The sequence below is a fragment of the Cyanobium sp. Aljojuca 7A6 genome, from assembly GCF_024346455.1.
Lineage (GTDB): Bacteria > Cyanobacteriota > Cyanobacteriia > PCC-6307 > Cyanobiaceae > Cyanobium.
On sequence record NZ_JAGQCY010000003.1, the window covers coordinates 23,516 to 42,089 of the forward strand.

At 68.6% G+C, this 18,574-nt stretch carries 18 protein-coding genes, 2 tRNA genes and 1 pseudogene; 12 read left to right on the forward strand and 9 right to left on the reverse strand.

Translation table 11 applies throughout. The annotated features are described in order from the left end of the window. Positions 1-58: 58 nt before the first annotated feature. Positions 59-129, forward strand: a tRNA-Gly gene (locus tag KBY95_RS03390). Here the strand turns inward: KBY95_RS03390 and KBY95_RS03395 are convergent. Continuing rightward, positions 84-2,258, reverse strand: a complete 2,175-nt coding sequence (locus KBY95_RS03395) for a glycogen-debranching protein (RefSeq protein ID WP_254963701.1) — start codon at positions 2,256-2,258, stop codon at positions 84-86. The two genes, KBY95_RS03390 and KBY95_RS03395, sit on opposite strands and share 46 nt — an antisense overlap. 77 nt (positions 2,259-2,335) lie before the next feature. Here KBY95_RS03395 and KBY95_RS03400 point away from each other — a divergent pair, with 77 nt between their 5' ends. From KBY95_RS03400 to KBY95_RS03425, 6 genes are all read left to right on the forward strand, one after another. Next, the gene (locus KBY95_RS03400) at positions 2,336-3,088 is read left to right on the forward strand and encodes an MBL fold metallo-hydrolase (protein WP_396094871.1); all 753 of its coding nucleotides are present in this window, start codon (positions 2,336-2,338) and stop codon (positions 3,086-3,088) included. Between the two features lie 147 nt (positions 3,089-3,235). After that, on the forward strand, positions 3,236-3,511 hold the full coding sequence (locus KBY95_RS03405; RefSeq protein WP_254963320.1) for an HU family DNA-binding protein: 276 nt from the start codon (positions 3,236-3,238) through the stop codon (positions 3,509-3,511). A gap of 23 nt (positions 3,512-3,534) precedes the next feature. Then, positions 3,535-4,539 (forward strand): tRNA glutamyl-Q(34) synthetase GluQRS, encoded by a 1,005-nt coding sequence (gluQRS, locus tag KBY95_RS03410; RefSeq protein WP_254963321.1) that lies wholly within the window; start codon positions 3,535-3,537, stop codon positions 4,537-4,539. Positions 4,540-5,047: 508 nt separating this feature from the next. Beyond that, a complete protein-coding gene (locus KBY95_RS03415; protein ID WP_254963322.1) occupies positions 5,048-5,263 on the forward strand; it encodes a hypothetical protein in 216 nt (71 codons plus the stop codon). A 93-nt stretch (positions 5,264-5,356) separates the two neighbouring features. Continuing rightward, entirely contained in the window at positions 5,357-5,605 is a 249-nt protein-coding gene (locus KBY95_RS03420; protein ID WP_254963323.1) for a hypothetical protein, read from the forward strand. A 178-nt stretch (positions 5,606-5,783) separates the two neighbouring features. After that, the gene (locus KBY95_RS03425) at positions 5,784-6,152 is read left to right on the forward strand and encodes an AbrB family transcriptional regulator (RefSeq protein WP_254963324.1); all 369 of its coding nucleotides are present in this window, start codon (positions 5,784-5,786) and stop codon (positions 6,150-6,152) included. 60 nt (positions 6,153-6,212) lie between these two features. On the opposite strand, the gene KBY95_RS03430 is transcribed toward KBY95_RS03425, so the two are convergent. Further along, a complete protein-coding gene (locus tag KBY95_RS03430; protein WP_254963326.1) occupies positions 6,213-6,686 on the reverse strand; it encodes a hypothetical protein in 474 nt (157 codons plus the stop codon). Positions 6,687-6,759: 73 nt separating this feature from the next. Continuing rightward, positions 6,760-6,831: transfer RNA gene (locus KBY95_RS03435), tRNA-Thr, on the reverse strand. Positions 6,832-6,883: 52 nt separating this feature from the next. Here KBY95_RS03435 and KBY95_RS03440 point away from each other — a divergent pair. Further along, a complete protein-coding gene (locus KBY95_RS03440) occupies positions 6,884-7,141 on the forward strand; it encodes a DUF3493 domain-containing protein (protein WP_254954086.1) in 258 nt (85 codons plus the stop codon). Here the strand turns inward: KBY95_RS03440 and KBY95_RS03445 are convergent. From KBY95_RS03445 to KBY95_RS03470, 6 genes and pseudogenes are all read right to left on the reverse strand, one after another. Next, a complete protein-coding gene (locus KBY95_RS03445) occupies positions 7,058-7,735 on the reverse strand; it encodes a low-complexity tail membrane protein (RefSeq protein ID WP_254963328.1) in 678 nt (225 codons plus the stop codon). The genes KBY95_RS03440 and KBY95_RS03445 overlap by 84 nt on opposite strands. A 4-nt stretch (positions 7,736-7,739) precedes the next feature. Further along, positions 7,740-11,111, reverse strand: coding sequence for a translation initiation factor IF-2 (gene infB / locus KBY95_RS03450; protein ID WP_254963329.1), 3,372 nt, complete (start codon positions 11,109-11,111; stop codon positions 7,740-7,742). Positions 11,112-11,212: 101 nt separating this feature from the next. Next, positions 11,213-11,464 (reverse strand): annotated as a pseudogene (locus KBY95_RS03455) (YlxR family protein); the annotation flags it as partial. Continuing rightward, positions 11,461-12,906, reverse strand: coding sequence for a transcription termination factor NusA (gene nusA, locus KBY95_RS03460; protein WP_254963333.1), 1,446 nt, complete (start codon positions 12,904-12,906; stop codon positions 11,461-11,463). The gene nusA and the pseudogene KBY95_RS03455, both read right to left, overlap by 4 nt. 69 nt (positions 12,907-12,975) lie before the next feature. Then, a complete protein-coding gene (locus tag KBY95_RS03465) occupies positions 12,976-13,449 on the reverse strand; it encodes a ribosome assembly cofactor RimP (RefSeq protein ID WP_254963335.1) in 474 nt (157 codons plus the stop codon). Between the two features lie 124 nt (positions 13,450-13,573). Next, positions 13,574-13,858, reverse strand: a complete 285-nt coding sequence (locus KBY95_RS03470; protein ID WP_254963337.1) for a hypothetical protein — start codon at positions 13,856-13,858, stop codon at positions 13,574-13,576. An 80-nt stretch (positions 13,859-13,938) separates the two neighbouring features. Between KBY95_RS03470 and KBY95_RS03475 the strand changes: the two genes are divergently transcribed. The 4 genes from KBY95_RS03475 to KBY95_RS03490 all read left to right on the forward strand — a co-directional run bounded on the left by KBY95_RS03475 (position 13,939) and on the right by KBY95_RS03490 (position 18,562). Further along, positions 13,939-14,766: a metallophosphoesterase gene (locus KBY95_RS03475; protein ID WP_254963338.1), complete on the forward strand. Its 828-nt coding sequence runs from the start codon at positions 13,939-13,941 to the stop codon at positions 14,764-14,766. Then, positions 14,736-15,884, forward strand: coding sequence for a trypsin-like peptidase domain-containing protein (locus tag KBY95_RS03480; protein WP_254963340.1), 1,149 nt, complete (start codon positions 14,736-14,738; stop codon positions 15,882-15,884). The genes KBY95_RS03475 and KBY95_RS03480 overlap by 31 nt, the downstream gene beginning before the upstream one ends. Before the next feature lie 45 nt (positions 15,885-15,929). Next, positions 15,930-16,643: a ribose-5-phosphate isomerase RpiA gene (gene rpiA / locus KBY95_RS03485; protein WP_254963342.1), complete on the forward strand. Its 714-nt coding sequence runs from the start codon at positions 15,930-15,932 to the stop codon at positions 16,641-16,643. Positions 16,644-16,714: 71 nt separating this feature from the next. Then, on the forward strand, positions 16,715-18,562 hold the full coding sequence (locus tag KBY95_RS03490) for an EAL domain-containing protein (protein ID WP_254963344.1): 1,848 nt from the start codon (positions 16,715-16,717) through the stop codon (positions 18,560-18,562). The last annotated feature ends 12 nt before the right edge of the window (positions 18,563-18,574 follow it).

Sequence of the window (18,574 nt, forward strand, 5' to 3'; positions counted from 1 at the left end):
GCAGGTCATAATGCTGCAGCCGGTTTCAGGCAACCAGCTCCAGTACGTCTGTACTGACGCGGGCGTAGTTTAGTGGTAAAACCTCAGCCTTCCAAGCTGATGATGCGGGTTCGATTCCCGCCGCCCGCTTTCTTCTTTGCCGCAGCGGACTTGGCCACGGAGCTCCTGGCCCTGCTCGTCGAGCCCGCGAGTGTCTCCTCGAGCAGGGGTGTCGCCACGAGCAGCATCAGGCTGCGGCTCTCCAGGGGCGCGGTCGCCGGCAGCCAGGGTTCGGGGGTTGCCGGCAAGTCGTGGTCGCCGGGGATGGCCGTGTCAATGACCCGCCGCCAGCCGGCAGGTTGGGGAGGCAGAGCGAACTGCATCGGCTGGTAGTAGGCGTTCATGCCACACCAGATCAAGGGGCCGATGTTGACGTCGTGGAGGCTCCAGGCCAGGCAGTGGGACCAGCTGGCCCAGTCCGGCTTGCCCAGTTCGAGCCCGTGCCATTCCCGCCAGAGGGGCAGGCTTCCAGCTCCCCTGACCTGCCCGCTGGGGGTGGGGGGCAGCTCCTGGTTGAGCAGGGGGGCCAGCCGCTGTCGCAGGTGGATCAGGCGCCTCAGGAAGCGGCGCAGGGCCAGGTCCCCCTCGTCCGGCTGCCAGTGCATCCAGCCCAGGGGGTTGTTCTGACACCAGGTGTTGTTGTTCCCCCCCTGGCTGCGCCGCACCTCATCCCCCATCAGCAGCATGGGCACCCCGGGGGCCAGCAGCAGGGAGGCCAGCAGGTTGCGCAGCTGCCGGTCGCGCAGGGATTGCACCTCCGGGTCGGTGCAGGGACCCTCGATGCCGTGGTTCCAGCTGTTGTTGTGGTTGTCCCCGTCGCGGTCGTTCTCACCGTTGGCCAGGTTGTGCTTGCGGTCGAAGCTCACCAGATCCGCCAGGGTGAAGCCGTCGTGGGCGGTGAGGAAATTGATCGTGCCCCCCACCGGGGATGGCTGACCGTTGAACAGGTCCGGGTTGCCGGACAGCCGCTGACTCAGGGTCCAGGTGCTGCGGTCGTCCCCCTTCCAGAAGCGGCGCACATCGTCGCGGAAACGGCCGTTCCAACTGGCCACCCGCCGGGCAGGGAAGTCGGCGAGCCGGTAGAGGCCGCCGCAGTCCCAGGGCTCGCTCACCACCTTCAGATCGCTCAGATCAGGATCCGCCTCCAGCTCCTCGAACAGGGGGGGGGCATCCAGGGGAGCCAGCCCCTCGCCTCGGGTCAGGGCGATGCCCAGGTCGAAACGGAAGCCGTCAATGCCCAGCTCCGTGCTCCAGCACCTCAGGGACTCCAGGATCAGGCGCCGCACCAAGGGGCGGTTGGCGGCGATCGTGTTGCCGCAGCCGCTGACATCGAGGTAGTCGCCCCTGGCGGTCTGGTGGTAGTAGAGGGCGTCGCCGAACCCCCGCCAGCTCAGAGTGGGGCCCTGCTGGTTGCCTTCGCTGGTGTGGTTGTACACCACATCCAGAATCACCTCCAGGCCGGCCTGATGGCAGGCGGTCACCAGTTGGCGCACCTCCTGCCGGCCCTGCAACGGATCGCTGTCGACCAGGTAGGTCGGGTGGGGAGCCATCCAGCTGACGGGGCTGTAACCCCAGTGGTTGAAGCGTCCGTTGGGGGCGTCCTGGGGATCGAAGGCCATCACCGGCAACAGCTCGATGGCCGTCACCCCCATCTCCTGCAGGTAGGGCAGGGTGTCGATCAGCCCCAGGAGGGTTCCCTGCCGTTCCGCCGGCACCGGGCAGCCGTTGCCGCGGGTGAAGCCGCCCACGTGCAGTTCATAGATGACGCTCTTCTGCCAGGAATGGCGTGGCCGGGGGGCGGCGTCGAAGTCAAACTTGTCCCGCTCGGTGACCACCCCCTTGAGGCAGGCGGAGGCATTGGGGACGGCGCCGACGGCGGCGCCCCGCTGGTAGACGTCCCAGCCGGTGATCGCCCTGGCGCAGGGGTCGACCAGCACCTTGGAGGGATTGAAGCCGTGGCTGCCAGGCTGGATCGGGCCAAAGACGCGGTAGCCGTAACAGCAGCCCAGGCCCAGGCCCTCCACCTCCACATGCCAGTGCTCGCCTGAGCGGTGGCAGGGGTCGAGTTCAATGACCTCCAGGGGCTCCCGGGCCTCACCATCGGCAAAGATCAGCAGCTCGATGCGCGTGGCCAGAGGGGCCACCACAGAGAAATTGACGCCCCGGCGCGTGACGGAGGCCCCCAGTGGCCAGGGATGTCCGATCCGGGTCGCCGACAAATCACTGGCCTGGGTTGCCACCCACGGTACGTCGGGCCTCCGGAAGCTGCAGCCGGGGGTTCAATGGAGCCATGACCATGGCCAATTCCTCCCTGTTGCCGTCCGAAGAGGGCCGACCGCCCCAGCGGGTGCGGCCGGGGTTGTGGCTGTTCGCCCCCAGCCGGGAGAGCCAGGGGGGCAGTGCCTGGCTGCTCGAGGCGTCCAGTGCCGATCTGCTCATCGACTGCCCCGCCTTCACCCGGGCCAACCTGCAGTTCCTGGCCGACCGCCCGCGCCAGCCGCAGGGCTCGAGCGGGGAGTCCCGGGCCTGGATCCTGCTCACCGGCCGCGGCGGCCATGGCCGCTGCCGTCGCCTGCAGCAGGCCCTGGGATGGCCGGTTGTGGTGCAGGAGCAGGAGGCCTACCTCCTGCCCGGTGTGGATCCCCTGCATACCTTTGCCGATGCGTACCAGCTTGGCGAGGACGTGCGCTTGCTCTGGACCCCCGGACCCTCCCCTGGGGCCTGTGTCGTGCATGTCTCCCCATTGGCGGGCCTGGGCCAGGACGGACTGTTCTGCGGCCGACTGCTGGTGCCCCTGGCGCCGGGCCGCGTGGCCCCCCTGCGCCAGGGGGGCACTTTTCACTGGGGACGCCAGCTCCGAAGCCTGGAACGCCTGCGCCAGTGGCTGCCGGCCGGGTCCCCCGACTGGATCGCCAGCGGCGCCGGACTGGGGGCCCTGAGGGGGGCGAAGTTGGTGGAGCAGGGTGCCTCCCAGCTATGGGACCTGGATCTGGAGGCCCTGGTTCTCCAGCCCCCCGGCGGGCCCATGACCCCCAAACCGCTGTCATGAGTGGACTTTTCTGGTTGCGGCCCCGCCGCAAGACCCATACGATTGGCGCGCTGAGCGCATCGGGCGGTCGGGGACTTCCGATTCGCCTCCATCACTCGACGTCCCGAACCCCGCCATCGCCACCTATCCGGAGGCTCCCCCAGAACAATGAACAAAGCTGATCTCGTCAACATCGTGGCTGCCCGCACGGAGCTCACCAAGACCGACGTCTCCCTCGTGGTGGATGCCGCCATCGAAACCATCGTTGATTCGGTGGTCGAAGGGAAGAAGGTGTCCATTCTCGGTTTCGGTTCCTTTGAGCTACGGGAGCGTTCCGCCCGCCAGGGTCTGAACCCAAAAACCGGCGAGAAGATCAAGATTCCCGCCAAGCGCGTGCCCGCCTTCACCGCCGGAAAGCTGTTCAAGGACAAGGTTCAGGGCTGATCCGCTCCAGCGTTCCTTTGGCCATGGCAGCGGCCGCCGGGGCTTCGACCCCGGCGCTGCGGCTCCCCCTCCATCTCCAAGTCAAGATTGAGGCGGGTCTGCGACGGCGGCAACAGGGGTACAGAAGCCGCTTCGCCCCCTCCCCCACCGGCCCTCTGCATCGGGGCAACCTCCGCACCGCGCTCCTCAGCTGGCTTGAAGCCCGGCTCAGGGGAGGGGAGTGGTTGCTGCGCATCGACGATCTCGACGGCCCCCGTAACCGCCCGGGTGCCGAGGCCGCGATCCTCGACGACCTGCGCTGGCTCGGCCTCGACTGGGACGGCCCAGTGCGGCGTCAGAGCGACCATCGCGGTCTTTACGCCACGGTCCTCTCGGCCCTGCGCCAGGCCGACTGTCTCTACCCCTGCCGCTGCAGCCGGCGACTTCTGGCCGACGTTTCGGCGCCCCACGGGGCCCTGGCGGTCTACCCGGGCTATTGCCGGGATCGCCCGCCCTTGTGGGGGCACCAGTCAGGGCGCCTGCCGAGCTGGCGCCTGCGCCTGGAGCCCGGTGTCCTCCTCTGGGAGGAGCGGGGCGGTCCCTGCGGCCGCCAGGACGGCCCCGCCGCCGTCGGGGATGTGGTGGTGCGGCGGGCTGATGGCGTGGTGGCCTACCACCTGGCCACCGCCGTCGACGAACTGCTGATGGGCATCAGCGAGGTCGTGCGCGGGGATGACCTCTGGGCCTCCACCGGGGCCCAGGTGGCGGTGATGGCCGCCCTCGGTGTTACCCCGCCGGTCTATGCCCATGTGCCCCTCTGGCGGGACGCCAGGGGCGAGCGACTCAGCAAACGCGAGGGGGCCGAGGGGCTGGCCGGTCTGCGCAGCCGTGGCCTGGACGCCCCGGCGGTGATCGGCCAGCTGGCGGCCAGTCTGGGGCTGGTGCGGTCGGGCAGCCGTCTCAGTGCCCGTGAGCTGGCGGCCAGCCTCTCCCCGGAGGTTCTGGCCGCCTGCATGCACCCGGAGCGGGACAAGGGGAAAAAGGTTTAAGGAAGGTTTCGGGATTCAAGGGGTCTGGGTCGACCACAGTGAGGAGATCAGAACAATCCCTCGCCAGCCGGCCATGTCCATCCAGGTTCCCTCCGCCGATTCGAGGAGCCATCCCCAGGCCCCGTGCCGATGTCCCCAGTGCGGCGGCAGCGGCCTCCTGAGGATTGACGATCAGCGTTACCGCACCTGTCTCGATTGCCTGGGCCAAGGGCACTCCCGGGCGATGGGCGGTGACGGACTGTTCTTCCGGATCGTCAACGCTGCGTCCGCTTCCGCCGCCAGATGAAGAAGGCGGTGGTGGCCACCACCGCCGCCAGGGGCGCCGCCGTGAGCAGCAGCAGGATCACGGCGGTCCAGTCGGTGTACATGGGTGCGTGTGTTGAAGCGGTGCCATCATCCCAGTAGAGGCTCCCCGGTGATGGCGAACAAACAGCAACCCCGACAGGCATCTGCGCTGTCCCCAACACGCCGAGCCATCTCCCTGGTCAGTGGATTGTTGCTGTCTCTGATGGGGGGGGCTGGACAAGCCCTGGCGAACGTGCAGTTCGAGAATTGCGTCACTGGCGCCGATGGCTCCATCACCTGCGACACGGTGCCCACCGGCAACACCCTGATGAACGATGTCGATGCCCGCTATGGACTGCTCCAGAACGCGAGTCCCGGCTGGAATGAATTCGAGCCTTACCAGGGCTACGACGACGATTTCGGCGGCAATGAGACGTGATCACCTGGTGTCGGCAGGTTGCAACGACATGTGGCGCCTGCTGGCGAGAGGTCGGTTCTCTGGAGTAGCTCAGAGGAGCCACTCACAGGGGTCGTGATGCATTTCTGGGCACCCGAAATTGATCCGGCCCATCCCCTGGAGTGCACCCAGGCTGAGCGCTATGTGCTGCAGCGCCTCTCCGACGGCTCCTACGTCTCCATCCGTCCCGAAGACCAGGGTCTCGGGGACGTCAGCGATCCGGCGACGGCCTATCTGTTCCGCACCCATGAGGCAGCTCTGCGCGCTGCCGGAGAACTGAATCGCCTCGGGAGCGACGGTTTCGACGTCATCAAGGTGGAGTGACCCTTCGCGCTGGGTTGCACCCCTGCCTGGGGACCGGGCCCTAGCCCTGGGCCACCGCCTTGAACAGAACAGATGGTCCAGGGGCGAGTTCCGACCCTGGCGAGTATCGGCAGTTCGCCTAATGACGACACGCCGATAAACCTTTATAGTTCGCCTTGTAAGGTCTTTTTTGTTCCCCATGCTCACCGGATCTGATCTCCTGGCCAAGGTCAAGGAGTTGGGCGATGTCTCGAAATCCGATCTGGTGCGTGGTTGCGGCTACGTCAGCACCAAGAAGGATGGGGCTGAACGTCTGAATTTCACGGCTTTTTATGAGGCCCTGCTGGAAGCCAAGGGCGTCAGCCTCGGTGAAGGTGGTGGCAAGAGTGCGTCCAAAGGTGGTCGCAAGCTCAGCTATGTGGCCACCGTCCAGGGCAACGGCAATCTTCTGGTGGGGAAGGCCTACACCGCCATGCTTGATCTGCAGCCCGGCGATGAATTCGAGATCAAGCTGGGCCGCAAGCAGATCCGCCTGATTCCCGCCGGATCCTCCGAAGACGACGAATGATCGGAGAGTCGCCCGTCGGGAGTCACGTCCTTGCGAGGTGCTTGCCTAGGCCGGAGAAGATTATTTCTGCCGCTTGACGCGATCACAGGACACCAGGAACGCCGTCACCTGGCCGCCCCAGTTGACCACCACAAGCAGGTTTCGGGGTGTTCTGGAGAATCCCTGCTGGGACAGCACGGCGAAGTGGTTGAGATCATCGTGACTCACCAGTGGATGCTTCCCCTGCAGGGCCTGCCAGGCGAGCAGAAAGGCGTCCCCCTCCAGCTCGCGGCATTGGCCGTAGGCCGCTTCGGTCCCCATCCCTTGGCGCCGCAGCCTCACGAAGCTGTCCAGGTCCGGCCCCAGATGGTCGATCCAGCGGCCGAGATCCCCCACCGCCACCACCCGGCTGCGGTCCGGATCGTCGGCCGTCAGCAACAGGGCCGTGGCAGCCAGCGACCAGGTCGCTTCAGCCAGCAGCCGTTGGGCGGCCTCGCGCAGAGCCGTGTGGTGGCTCTCCAGTAGTCGCTCGTGGCGCGCCCTGAGTTCATCCATGGCCCGAGTATCGCCACCAAAGCCGCCTCAGGGGAACGGATCGGAAAGGGTATCGGTGCGGGCTGAGCCGAGAAGCCGGTGATCGGATTTGAACCGACGACCTACTGATTACGAATCAGTTGCTCTACCCCTGAGCTACACCGGCATCGGCCAAGAAATTAGCATTCGTCGGATCGACACCCGCTGCGTGCCATTCCATGGGATCCGACCCGAAGAGTTCCCTGGATCCGGAGCTGCGTCGTCGCCTGTTGGCGGAAGCCAGGACACCCTGGCGGGGCTTGCGGCGGGCGCTGTGGTTCGCTCTGGTGGCTTCCGCCGGGCTGGGTCTGGCGACCATGGCGCTGCGGGCCTCCGCCGGCTCGGAGGTGGCCTCAGGGGACCTGCTGATCCAGGTCGGAGCCCTCAGCCTCTTTGGTGCCTTGCTCTGGTTCGACCGCAACCGGGACGACGACTGAGGGCTCGGGCAGCAGGAGGGGCTCCGGCAGCAGCAGCGGCAGGCCCAGGCAAAGGCGTTGCTTCTCCAGCTCCGCCAGGCTGAGCGGCGGAGTCCCGGCCACGGTTTCGGCCTTGCGGCTGAGCAGCCACAACGACTGGACCAGCTGCTGCCACTGCCACAGCATCAGCGCCAGCAGCAGGGCCGCCAGCAGCAGGGCTACCAGGCGCGGACTGGAGCTGAAGGGTGAGAAGGGGGAGGCCACGGCCGCATGGCGGTCGATCCACCACAGCAGGGGCAGGCCCATGGCGGCACCGCCGGCCGTGGCCAGCGCCAGAGCCGGGGTGGCTTGAAGGCGACTGAGCCGGCGCTGCAGCTCCCTGCGGCCGCGCAGGGGGGTCTGCAGCAGCAGCAACGACCAGACGTCGGCCGGGCGCCTCACCAGCAGCAGCGCCGGCGCCAGGGCGCCGATCGCCCAGCAGAACAGCCTCTCCAGCCCCGGCAGGGGGCCGGGGTCGCTGCCGGCCAGCACCAGCAGCAGCAGCAGGGCCTCGAGCGGCAACACCCCGAAGGAGATCAGCTGGAGCCAGAGCAGGGGCTCGCTGCGGGGCGTCACGGGATCAGGTGCTGAGGGTGCGGCGCTGGGTGACCAGCTTGAAGGCCTCGACCCGATCCTTCTCCTGCCAGCCGGTGAACCGGTCGCAGCCGATGCCGCACTCGAAGCCGGTGGCCACCTCCTTGACGTCGTCCTTGTTGCGACGCAACGAATCGAGATCGCCTTCGTAGACGAGCTCCTTGCCACGGTGCACGCGGATGCGGCAATTGCGCTGCAGTTTGCCATTGGTGATGTAGCAGCCGGCGACAGCGCTCTTGCCGATGGTGAACACGGCCCGCACTTCCGCCTCGCCCAGGTTCTCCTCCACCAGCTCCGGTTCCAGCAGGCCCTCCATGGCCATCTGGATGTCCTCCAGCAGCTTGTAGATGACGTCGTAATCGCGCACGTCGACGCCGGTGGCATCGGCGGCACGCTTGGCACCGGAGGCCATCGAGGTGTTGAAGCCCACGATCACGGCGCCCGAGGCCGCGGCCAGATCGACGTCTGTTTCGGTGATCTCGCCAGGTGCCGACAGCAGCACCCGCACCTGAACCTCCTCCTGGGGCAATTGCTCGAGGGATCCGAGGATCGCCTCCACACTGCCCTGGACATCGGCCTTGAGGATGAGGTTGAGCTCCTTGAGCTCGCCCTCGCTGGCCTGGCCCGACATCGAGGCCAGGGACACCCTCCTGGAGGCCATCTGCTGGGCCAGGCGGGTGGCCCGGGCCTCGTTGGCCCGGTCGCCCACCACCGCCCGGGCGCTCTTCTCGTCGGTGTAGACCTCGAACTCGTCGCCCGCGGTGGGCACCTCGCTGAAACCGAGGGCCTCCACGGCGCTGGAGGGGCCGGCCTGCTTGACCCTCTTGCCGGTGTCATCGACCATGGCGCGCACCTTGCCGAGAATCGGCCCCGCCGCCAGCACGTCGCCGGCTTTGAGGGTGCCGTTCTGGATCAGCAGCGTGGCCACCGGACCCTTGGCCTTGTCGAGGTGGGCCTCGATCACGGTGCCACGGGCCATCCGGTCGGGGTTGGCCTGCAGGTCCTCCACTTCGGTGACCAGCAGGATCATCTCCAGCAGCTTGTCGATGTTTTCGCCCTTGATGGCGCTGACGGGGACCATCACGGTGGTGCCGCCCCAGTCCTCGGCCACCAGATCGAGGCCGGAGAGCTCCTGTTTGACCCGCTCGGGCTGGGCCCCTTCCTTGTCGATCTTGTTGATGGCCACCACGATCGGCACCTCGGCGGCCCGGGCGTGGCTGATCGCCTCCAGGGTCTGGGGGCGGACGCCGTCATCGGCGGCCACCACCAGCACGGCCACGTCGGTGACCTTGGTGCCACGGGCCCGCATGGCGGTGAACGCCTCGTGGCCCGGGGTGTCGAGGAAGGTGATCTTGCGGGTTTCATCGCCGTGGGGCACATCCACCTGGTAGGCGCCAATGTGCTGGGTGATGCCGCCGGCTTCGCCCGCCGCCACCCGTGTCTTGCGGATGGCATCGAGCAGGCTCGTTTTGCCGTGGTCGACGTGACCCATCACGGTCACCACCGGGGGCCGGCGGATCAGGTGGGCCAGGTCGCTGGCCTCAATCATCTCCACGGTCTTCTTGGCCGCAGCTTCGACGTCGTCCTGGAGGACGGGCACGCCGAACTCGTCCGACACCGTCTCGATCGTGTGCAGGTCGAGGGTCTGGGTGACGGTGGCGATGATCCCTTTGAAGAACAGGGATTTGATGATTTCGGAGCTCTCCACCCCGAGTCGGTCGGCCAGCTCCTGCACCGTGAGGTTGCCCTCGGGCACGATCAGCATCTCGGGACGCTGGGCCTTGGCTTCGCGGGAGGCCCGCAGCTCCATGGCACGGCGGCGCTGACGCTGGCGGGTGGTTTCTTTCTTGCGCTTGCGCACAGCCACCGTGGGCTTGGCCTGGGCGCCGCCCGCGGTGCGGGGCTTGGCCGGCCGGGCCAGGCTGGCCTGGAGCACTAGGGCTTCCTGCTCGCCGGCGTAGCCACCGGTTTCGGCGGTGAGGGCATCATCGTTTTCGCCGATGATGTGGACCTTCTGGCGCTGTTTCTGGGGGGTGCGGCTGCGCAGAGCCTCGAGTTTGGCGCTGTCGTCCCAGTCGGGTCTCCGTGCACCAGGGGCGCGGGCGCCGGCTCCGGCCGGTGTGGGCGGGCGGAACCCAGGGCGACGGGGGGCCGCCGGCGGGGTGGCGGTGGGGCGCGTCACGCCCTCGGTGTCTCCTCCGGTTTCGCTGCCGCCCTCGCTCCGGTCGGGGCGGCGCGGTGGCGGGGCGGTGGGACGGCCGGTGGGTTTCTGGAGCTGCATCAGCTCGCCGGGGGCCATCGGCTTGCGCATGCCGGCCGGGATGCCCGGGCGGCCGGGGGCTGCCGGACGCCCGGCAGCGGTGGTGCCTGGACCCGCCGAGTCGCGGCGGATCGGCTTGCCGACCAGCTCAAGCGGCGTGGGGCCGGGCCGGCCCGGCGTCGTGCCGGCCCTGGAGCCGGCGCTGCCAGGTCGAATCGGTGCGGGGGTGCCGGGACGCTGGGGGCGGGCCGATGGTGGTGCCGGTCGCCTGCTGGTGGCGCCCTGGCCGGGCTGCGGACGTCCGACCAGCTGGGGCCGGGTGGCCGGGGGTCTGGTGGGTGCGGCGCCCGTGGCGCCCTGCACCGGTCGGCCAGGAGCCGGCGTGGGAGGCCGCTGGGGGGAGCCGACGCGCACGGGCGGCTGGGAGGTGCGGTTCACCGGAGCCGGACTGGTGGGCTTGGGTGCTGCCAGGGGTTTGGCCGGTGGGGCCACGGAAACGGGGCGGGCCGGGGCCGCCGGCAGCGGGCGGGCCGGCAGGCCGCCGGCAGCGGGCGCTGTGGGGGCCGGGGCCGTGGGGGCCGGGGTGGCAGCAGCCGGTTTGCCCATGATTGTGGGCGGACGAACGGCCGGTTTGCCGGCTTCCACCGGTCGCGGCCGGGCCGGGGATGGTGCCGGGGCACCGGGGGGCCTGGGGCGTGCCGCCGGAGGCTCGGGACGGGAGGGAGCGGGGGCGGAGGCCGGCGCCGCAGGACGCGGTGCGGGGGGGCGGCTCGCGGGCGGGGCCGGGGTGGCGGGTGCCGTCGCGGCGGGCGGAGTGTTGGCCCGGGGAGCCGCCACGGGTGCCGGCGCGGCCTTCTTCACCGCCAGGATCGCCTTGGCCGGGGGGGCGGGCGCCGCAGGTTCGGGCCGCGACGGGGCCTGGCTGCCGACGTTGACGCCGATCAGCGAACGGATGCGGGTCGCCTCGTCATCACTGATCGAGCTGCTGTGACTCTTGGCCGCAATGGAGAGTTTCTCGGCGGCATCGAGCACGTCCTTGTTGTCCAGGCCCAGGTCCTTCGACAGCTCGTAGATTCTCACTTTGCCGCTGCTGGTCATTAAGAAAGGTCTCCGTACGGTGGGGCCGAAAGGACCCCGGGGTCGCACACACGTGGCGACCATGGTTCATCTTGCCTCAGAGGTTGCGGGGCCGATCGCTCGAGACGTGCCTCGAGGCTGGCGATGATGGCATCGCTGACGGCGCAGCGGAGGCCGCGCTGGAGGCGGCGGCGGCGACGGGCTTCCTCCACGCAGCTCGGTTCGGGGCAGAGGTACGCCGAGCGACCCATGCCCCGATCCAGGCTCACCGTCCCGTCGGCCTGACGCACCACACGCCAGAGCTGGCTGCGGTCGCAGAGGCGGCGACAGGAGACGCAGCGGCGCAACACCGGGCGCCTCGCGGGCGACGTCACCGGACGTCCTCGCCGGTGACGGCCTCGGCCGGGTCTTCGTTCGGGGCCTCGTTCAAAGCCTCGGTCAGGGTCTCGGTCTCGGTCTGCTCGTCGATGGGCTCTTGGGCTGGAACGCCGTCTTCGCCCTCCTCGCGTTCGTAGGACTCTTCGTCCTCGGGCAGGGGGTAGAGCTCACGCAGGCGGGCATCTTCCTCGGCCCGGGTGGCCTGCTCGGCCTCCAGACGGGCCTCGGCTTCGGCCTGCAGGGCCTCCTCCTCCTGGCGCTGGGCGATCAGGGTCGCCACCGTCTGGTCCTCGCTGACCTGGTCGTACTCCTGGGCATTCTTGATGTCGATCTTCCAGCCGGTGAGCCGGGCCGCCAGGCGCACGTTCTGACCCTCCCGGCCAATGGCCAGGCTCAGCTGGTCGTGGGGCACGAGCACGTGGGCGTGGTGCCCTTCGGGATCCACCAGGCGGACCATCTCCACCCGCGCCGGGCTGAGGGAGTTGGCCAGGTACTGGGCCGGATCCGGAGACCAGCGGATCACGTCGATCTTCTCGCCCCGCAATTCGTTCACCACCTGCTGGATGCGGGAGCCGCGGGCGCCGATGCAGGCCCCCACCGGATCCACTTCCCGCTCCACACTGTCGACAGCGACCTTGGTGCGGGGGCCGACGGCGCGGGAGGGGGGATTGGCTTCCCTGGCCACGGCGACGATTCGCACCGAGCCCTCCTGGATCTCAGGCACCTCGTTCTCAAACAGATAAACCACCAGGCCTGCATTGGCCCGGGAGACGAACAGCTGCGGGCCGCGACGGGGGACCTCGCTGACCTCCTTGAGGAACACCTTGAAGGTGGCGTTGGCGCGGTAGTTGTCGTTGGGAAGTTGGTCGCGGCGGGGGAGCTCCGCCTCCACCTCCGGCCGGCCCAGGCCGCTGCTGACGGCCATGATCACGCTCTGGCGCTCGAAACGGATCACCCGGGCGGTGAGCACGGGATCCTCCAGGTCGGCGAATTCCTCCTGGATCATGCGGCGTTGCTGGTCCCGCAGCTTCTGGGCCAACACCTGCTTGGTGGTGGCGGCGGCCATGCGGCCGAAATCATCCTTCTCCGGTGTCACGTCCAGCACCACCGTGTCGCCGATCTGGGCGTCTTCCGCCACCTGGCGCACCTCTTCGATGGCGATCTGGTGGTCGTCGCTCTCCACCTCCTCCACGATGATCTTGCTGGCCAGCACCCGATAGCCCTCTTCCTCAAGATCGAGCGCCACGTCGAAGTTGCTGAAGTAGTCCTCCTCGAACGGGTCCTCGCTGATGCCCAGGTAGAGGGTGCGGCGGTAACGCTCGTAGCCCTTCAGCAGCGCCTCCCGCAGGGCCGCCTCCACCACCTGAGGAGCGAGCTTCTTCTCGTCGCTGATGTCCTCGATCAGGTTGTTGAGACCGGGGAGCAGAACCAGGGCCATGAACTCGGAGGCAGATGGGATGAATGGGAAGAAGGATGAACCGGAGCGGCTCAGGTGAACCGGAGCGGATCAGGAATCAGGCGGAGCTTCGCTGAGCCGCACCCGCAGCACCTCGTCGCGGGGGATGCGCAGGATGCGGCCCCGCTCATTGAGCTGCACCACCTGGTCATCCCGACCCAGCAACAGGCCGGTGCGGCGCACCTCGGCAGCGCCAGCTTCCTGGCGGATCAGCTCCACCGGAAAACCACGGAAGCTGACGAAGTCCCGGTCGGTGAGGAGTTCTTCCCCGATGCCGGGGCTGCTCACCTCCAGCACGTAGGCCATGGTCAGCAGACCCGACGCTTCGATGGCTTCAGCAAGGGGACTGCTCACGGCGGCGCACTCGTCGAGGTTCACGTCGGTGCCATCGGAGCGCTGCACCCGCACGACAACCGTGAGGGGGATGCGGTGAGCCAGCACCTCCACCGATTGCACCGTGAGGTGCGCTTCCTGGACCACCGGCCGGGCCAATGTCTCCAGGTCGTCGGTAAGGGGATCGGTCAAGGACAGGCGACGCGGGCGGGATGGTCCGCCGTGCGCTGCAGTGTTCACTGCCCCCGACCAGAGGCGAAGCCCCTGTCAAGGGGAACGTCATCCTGGAAAAGGGTGATGCCCGGCGGGCACGGTTTCACCCTAAGGGATTGCCCCCCGGGGGGCTGGGCAGCTCCAGGACAGGGGCCTCGGCGTAGTAGTCGTTGGCGCTGACCTCGCCCCGCTGGCTGAGGTCCTGGTTGAGGCATTGGCCGCACTGCTCAGGGGTGCGCAGGAACTGGCAGACCCGGGCCCAGAGCTTGGCGCGGCTGCCGGGAGCCCCCTGGCTGAAGAGGACCAGGTCGTTGCCGCCGGCCATTCCCTGGATCTCCACCTTGCAGAGGGTGCAGCGCTGCCGGGTGCCGGGAGGGATCGTGGCCATGGCCTCGGGGAGGACTGGGGGCAAAGTTAAGCCGATTCAGGTTGAGCGGTCCTGCCAGGGGCCTGCCGGAGAAGTCTCCCATGCGAATTCTTCAACTGAGCGATCCCCATCTGCTCGCCGATCCCGCCGGCCGCTGCCATGGCCGGCCGGCGCTGGCGCTGCTGCGCCATGGGCTCCAGCAGGCCCTCGGCCAGCTTCAGGCCGTTGGGGAGATCCCCGATCTGCTGCTGATCAGCGGCGACCTCTGCGATGACGAGAGCTGGGGCGGTTACGTCCGCCTGGGGGAACTGCTGCAAGCACTGCCGCTGCCGGTGGCGTTGCTGGCTGGCAACCACGACCAACCCGCCCTGCTGCGCGCCGCCCTGGGGCGCCGGGCCGTGATCGCCCCGGCCCTGGTGCGCTGCGGCCAGGGCTGGCTGCTGCTGCTCGACAGCCACCGCAGTGGAGACACCGGCGGCGCGCTGGGCCCGCTCCAGCTGGACTGGCTGAAGCGCCAACTGTCCGCCGCCGCGCCGGCCGCGGGCCAACCCCTGCTGGTGGCCGTCCACCATCCCCCGGTGCCGATCGGCGATGCCGGCATGGATGCCATCCGGCTGCGGGATGGCGAGGCCCTGCTGAACGGGTTGTGGCCGCTGCCCGGTCTGCGGGGGTTGGTCTTTGGTCATGTCCACCAGCATTGGCAAGGGGAACTGCCCGGCCGGCCGGAAGTGCCCCTGCTGGGCTGTCCCTCCACTCTGCGCAGCTTCCCTGCGGTGCAGCCCTGTCCCCTGGAACGCCCGGACGATCCAGGCGGGCGCTGGCTTCAGATCGGCGAGGACGGCGTCCTGCGGCAGCGGTTGCTGCGCTGGGCGCCGCTCGACGGCCCTAGCCTCGGCGGATGCAACGCTCTCACCCCCTGTCTTCTCTGAGCCGGCGGCTGCGGGGCCTGGCGCTGCTGGCCCTGCTGCTGGCGTTCGCCGCCCTTCCCCTGCCCACGGCGGCCCTTGAGACGGCCCCCCCGGTCCTGAGCCCCCACAGTTTCGTGGCCGATGCCGCCCGGCGGGTGGCTCCCGCAGTGGTGCGGATCGACACCGAGCGCAACGTGGCCAGGCCCGCCTTCGATCCCGCCCTGCTCGATCCTCTGCTGCGGGATCTGTTCGGCGACCCCTCCAGCAGCACGCGGGAACGGGGCCAGGGTTCGGGGGTGGTCATCGATGAGCGCCGCGCCCTGGTGCTCACCAATGCCCATGTCGTCGACAAGGTGGACGGGGTGACCGTGACCCTGGCGGATGGCCGCCAGTTGGATGGCGCGGTGGTCGGCAGCGACCCGGTCACCGATCTGGCGGTGGTGCGCATCACCGGAAAGGCCCCTCTGAGCGCCGCTCCCTTGGGCGATTCCGAGGCCCTCGAGGTGGGCGACTGGGCCATCGCCCTGGGAAGTCCCTATGGCCTGGAGCGCACCGTCACCCTGGGGATCGTCAGCAGCCTGCACCGCGATATCAACAGTCTCGGCTTCGCCGACAAGCGCCTCGACCTGATCCAGACGGACGCGGCCATCAATCCCGGCAATTCCGGCGGCCCCCTGATCAATGCCGCCGGTGAGGTGATCGGCATCAACACCCTGGTGCGTTCCGGGCCTGGGGCTGGTCTGGGCTTCGCCATCCCCATCAACCTGGCCAAACGGGTGGCCGACCAGCTCGGCGAGGGGGGCACGGTGGTGCATCCCTATCTCGGCCTCCAGCTGGTGCCGCTCACGGCTCGGATGGCCCGGGACAACAACAAGGACCCCGATGCCCTGTTGCAGCTGCCCGAGCGGGACGGGGCCCTGGTGCAGCGGGTGCTGCCGGAAAGTCCGGCCGAGGTGGCCGGGCTCCACCGTGGTGATCTGGTGGTGGCGATTGCCGACCAACCGGTGAACACCCCTTCGGCGCTGTTGCAGCAGGTGGAGCAGGCCCAGGTGGGTCAACCCCTGCCGCTGCGGGTGGTCCGGGGCCAGCGGGAGCTGCAGCTCTCGATCCGGCCTGCGGCCCTGCCCCAGGCGGGTTAGGGAAAGCTCCCTTGCTACGGTCTGGCCCGATTCCGGCAGACCTCGATGTCCGATCTTCAGGACCGCATGAAGGAGGCCGTGGCGACGGCGGCGGTGGATCAGATCCGTGACGGCATGGTGGTGGGGCTGGGTTCCGGTTCCACGGCCGCCCTGATGATCCGTGCCCTCGGCCATAAGCTGCACCAGGGCGAACTGAGCGGCATCGTCGGCGTCACCACCTCCTTCCAGGGGGAGGTGCTGGCAGCCGAGCTGGGCATTCCGCTGATGGCCCTCAACGCTGTGAACAGCATCGATCTGGCCATCGACGGCGCCGATGAGGTGGATCCCTCCTTTCAGCTGATCAAGGGGGGTGGCGCCTGTCACGTGCAGGAGAAGCTGGTGGCCCGCCGGGCCGATCGCTTCGTGATCGTGGTGGATGCCACTAAGCTGGTGGAGCGCCTCAACCTCGGTTTCCTGTTGCCGGTGGAGGTGCTGCCCAGTGCCTGGCGTCAGGTGCGGGATGAACTCACCGCCATGGGGAGTTCCGTCACGCTGCGTATGGCCGTGCGCAAGGCCGGTCCAGTGGTCACCGACCAAGGCAATCTGGTGCTGGATGTGGCCTTCTCGGGGGGCATCGACGACCCCGCCGCCCTGGAGGCGACGATCAACAACATCCCCGGCGTGCTCGAGAACGGCCTGTTCGTCAACCTCGTCGATCAGGTGCTGGTGGGTGAGGTCGTGGACGGTGAGGCCGGGGTGCGCGACCTGGCGAGGCGCTGAGCCCCGCTTCGGCAGCACGACCTGGCGGCTGGCCTCCAGAATGGGACGATTCTCTATGGGCTAGTCGAACGGTGCCTCACGGCGACCTCAGCAAGCTGCTGCTCCAGCTGCTGGCGGAGACGGCCGAGGCGTTCATCGTCGAGCCCACGAGTGAACTGGACGCCACCATCGATCGCACCCTGGCGTCCATCGGCGGCCTGTTCGATGTGGATCGGGCCTATGTGTTCTCCCTGACGCGCCATCCGGGTTTCGCCAGCAACACCCACGAGTGGTGCGCGTCCGGGGTGGAACCGCAGATCGACCAGCTCCAGCACGTGTCGGATGTGTCCATCGGCTGGTTGATGGGGGAAATGCGGGCCGGGCGGGCGATCAATCTCGAGTCTCTGGTCGATCTCCCCGTCGGTGCCGATGCCGAGCGGGCCCATCTCAGTTCGCAGGGGATTCAGTCGCTGCTGGTTCTCCCCCTGGTGCGGCGGGGCCAGCTGGAGGGGTTTGCCGGCTTTGACCACATCCGTGGCGGCCGGCGCTGGAGCGAGCAGGAGGTGGCCGTGCTCTCGATCGTGGTGAGCGGCTTCGCCCAGGGATTCGAACGTCGGCTGATTGACCAGCAACTGCGTCAGCTGGCCTACGAGGATCCGCTCACCCGCCTGCCCAATCGCTCCCTGCTGAGTCAGCGTCTGGGCGAGGAACTGGAGCGGGCCAGGCGCAACGGCACTTACCTGGCGGTGGGCTACCTCGACCTGGACAACTTCAAGCCCATCAATGACTGCCACGGCCATGCCGTGGGCGACGAGCTGCTGGTGGCCGTGGCCGAGCGCCTCTGCCGGTGCCTGCGACCGGGCGACACGGTGGGCCGGCTGGGTGGGGACGAATTCGTGGTGATCCTTCCCGGCCTCAGCAGCCTGGCGGAGCTGGAATCGCTGGGTGAACGGCTGCTTGGCGCCGTGGCCCAGCCCACCCTCCTGGGCGAGACGCTCTGCGTGGCCTTGAGCACCAGCATCGGCTTCCGCTTGGTGCCTCCCGACGCTGCCGATCCGGATACCTTGCTGCGCCAGGCCGACCAGGCCATGTACGCCGCCAAGCGAGACGGCCCGGGGCGGATGCACCACTTCGACGTGGAGCTGGAACGGCGCCAGCTGCTGCAGCGCTCCCGGCTGGAGCAGGTGCGCCAGGCCATCGAAGAGCAGCAGCTGCGCCTGTTCGTACAGCCGGTGATCGATCTGGCCACCGGGCAGCTGCGCTTTGCCGAAGCCCTGGTGCGCTGGCAGCACCCCGAGCAGGGGCTGCTGTTGCCGGAGGCCTGGCTGGGCTGGATCGAGGATCAACCGGAAATCAGCCGCCTTGGCGACTGGGTGCTGCAGCAGGCCCTGCGCCACTGCTCGGCCTGGATGCGGGCAGGAAAGTGTGCGGCCGTGAGTGTGAACATGTCGGCCCGGGAGCTGCGCGATCCAGGCTTCGCGGAGCGGATCCGCGCGGCCCTGGCCCGCCATCCCGACTTGCCTGCCTCGGCACTGAGACTGGAGGTGCTGGAAACAGCCGCTCTGGAGGACCTGGAGCAGGTAGCCCAGAACATCGCGCGCTGCCGCGACCTGGGTGTGAGCTTTGCCCTCGACGACTTCGGCACCGGCTATTCCTCGCTCACCTACTTGCGGAGGCTGCCGATCTCCACGATCAAGATCGACCGCTCGTTCGTGGCCAGGATGCTGGTGGATCCCGCCGATCAGGCCATCGTCAAGGCCGTGGTGGATCTTGCCCACGCCTTCGGCCGCACCTGCGTGGCCGAAGGCGTGGAGACGCCTGAGCACCTGCAGGCGTTGAGGGCGATGGGTTGTGAACTGGCCCAGGGGTTCGCCATCGCTCGGCCGATGCCGGCGGAGGACCTGCCCGGCTGGAACCCCCCGCCCTCTCCAGGCGGATGAGCAGCGGTCCGC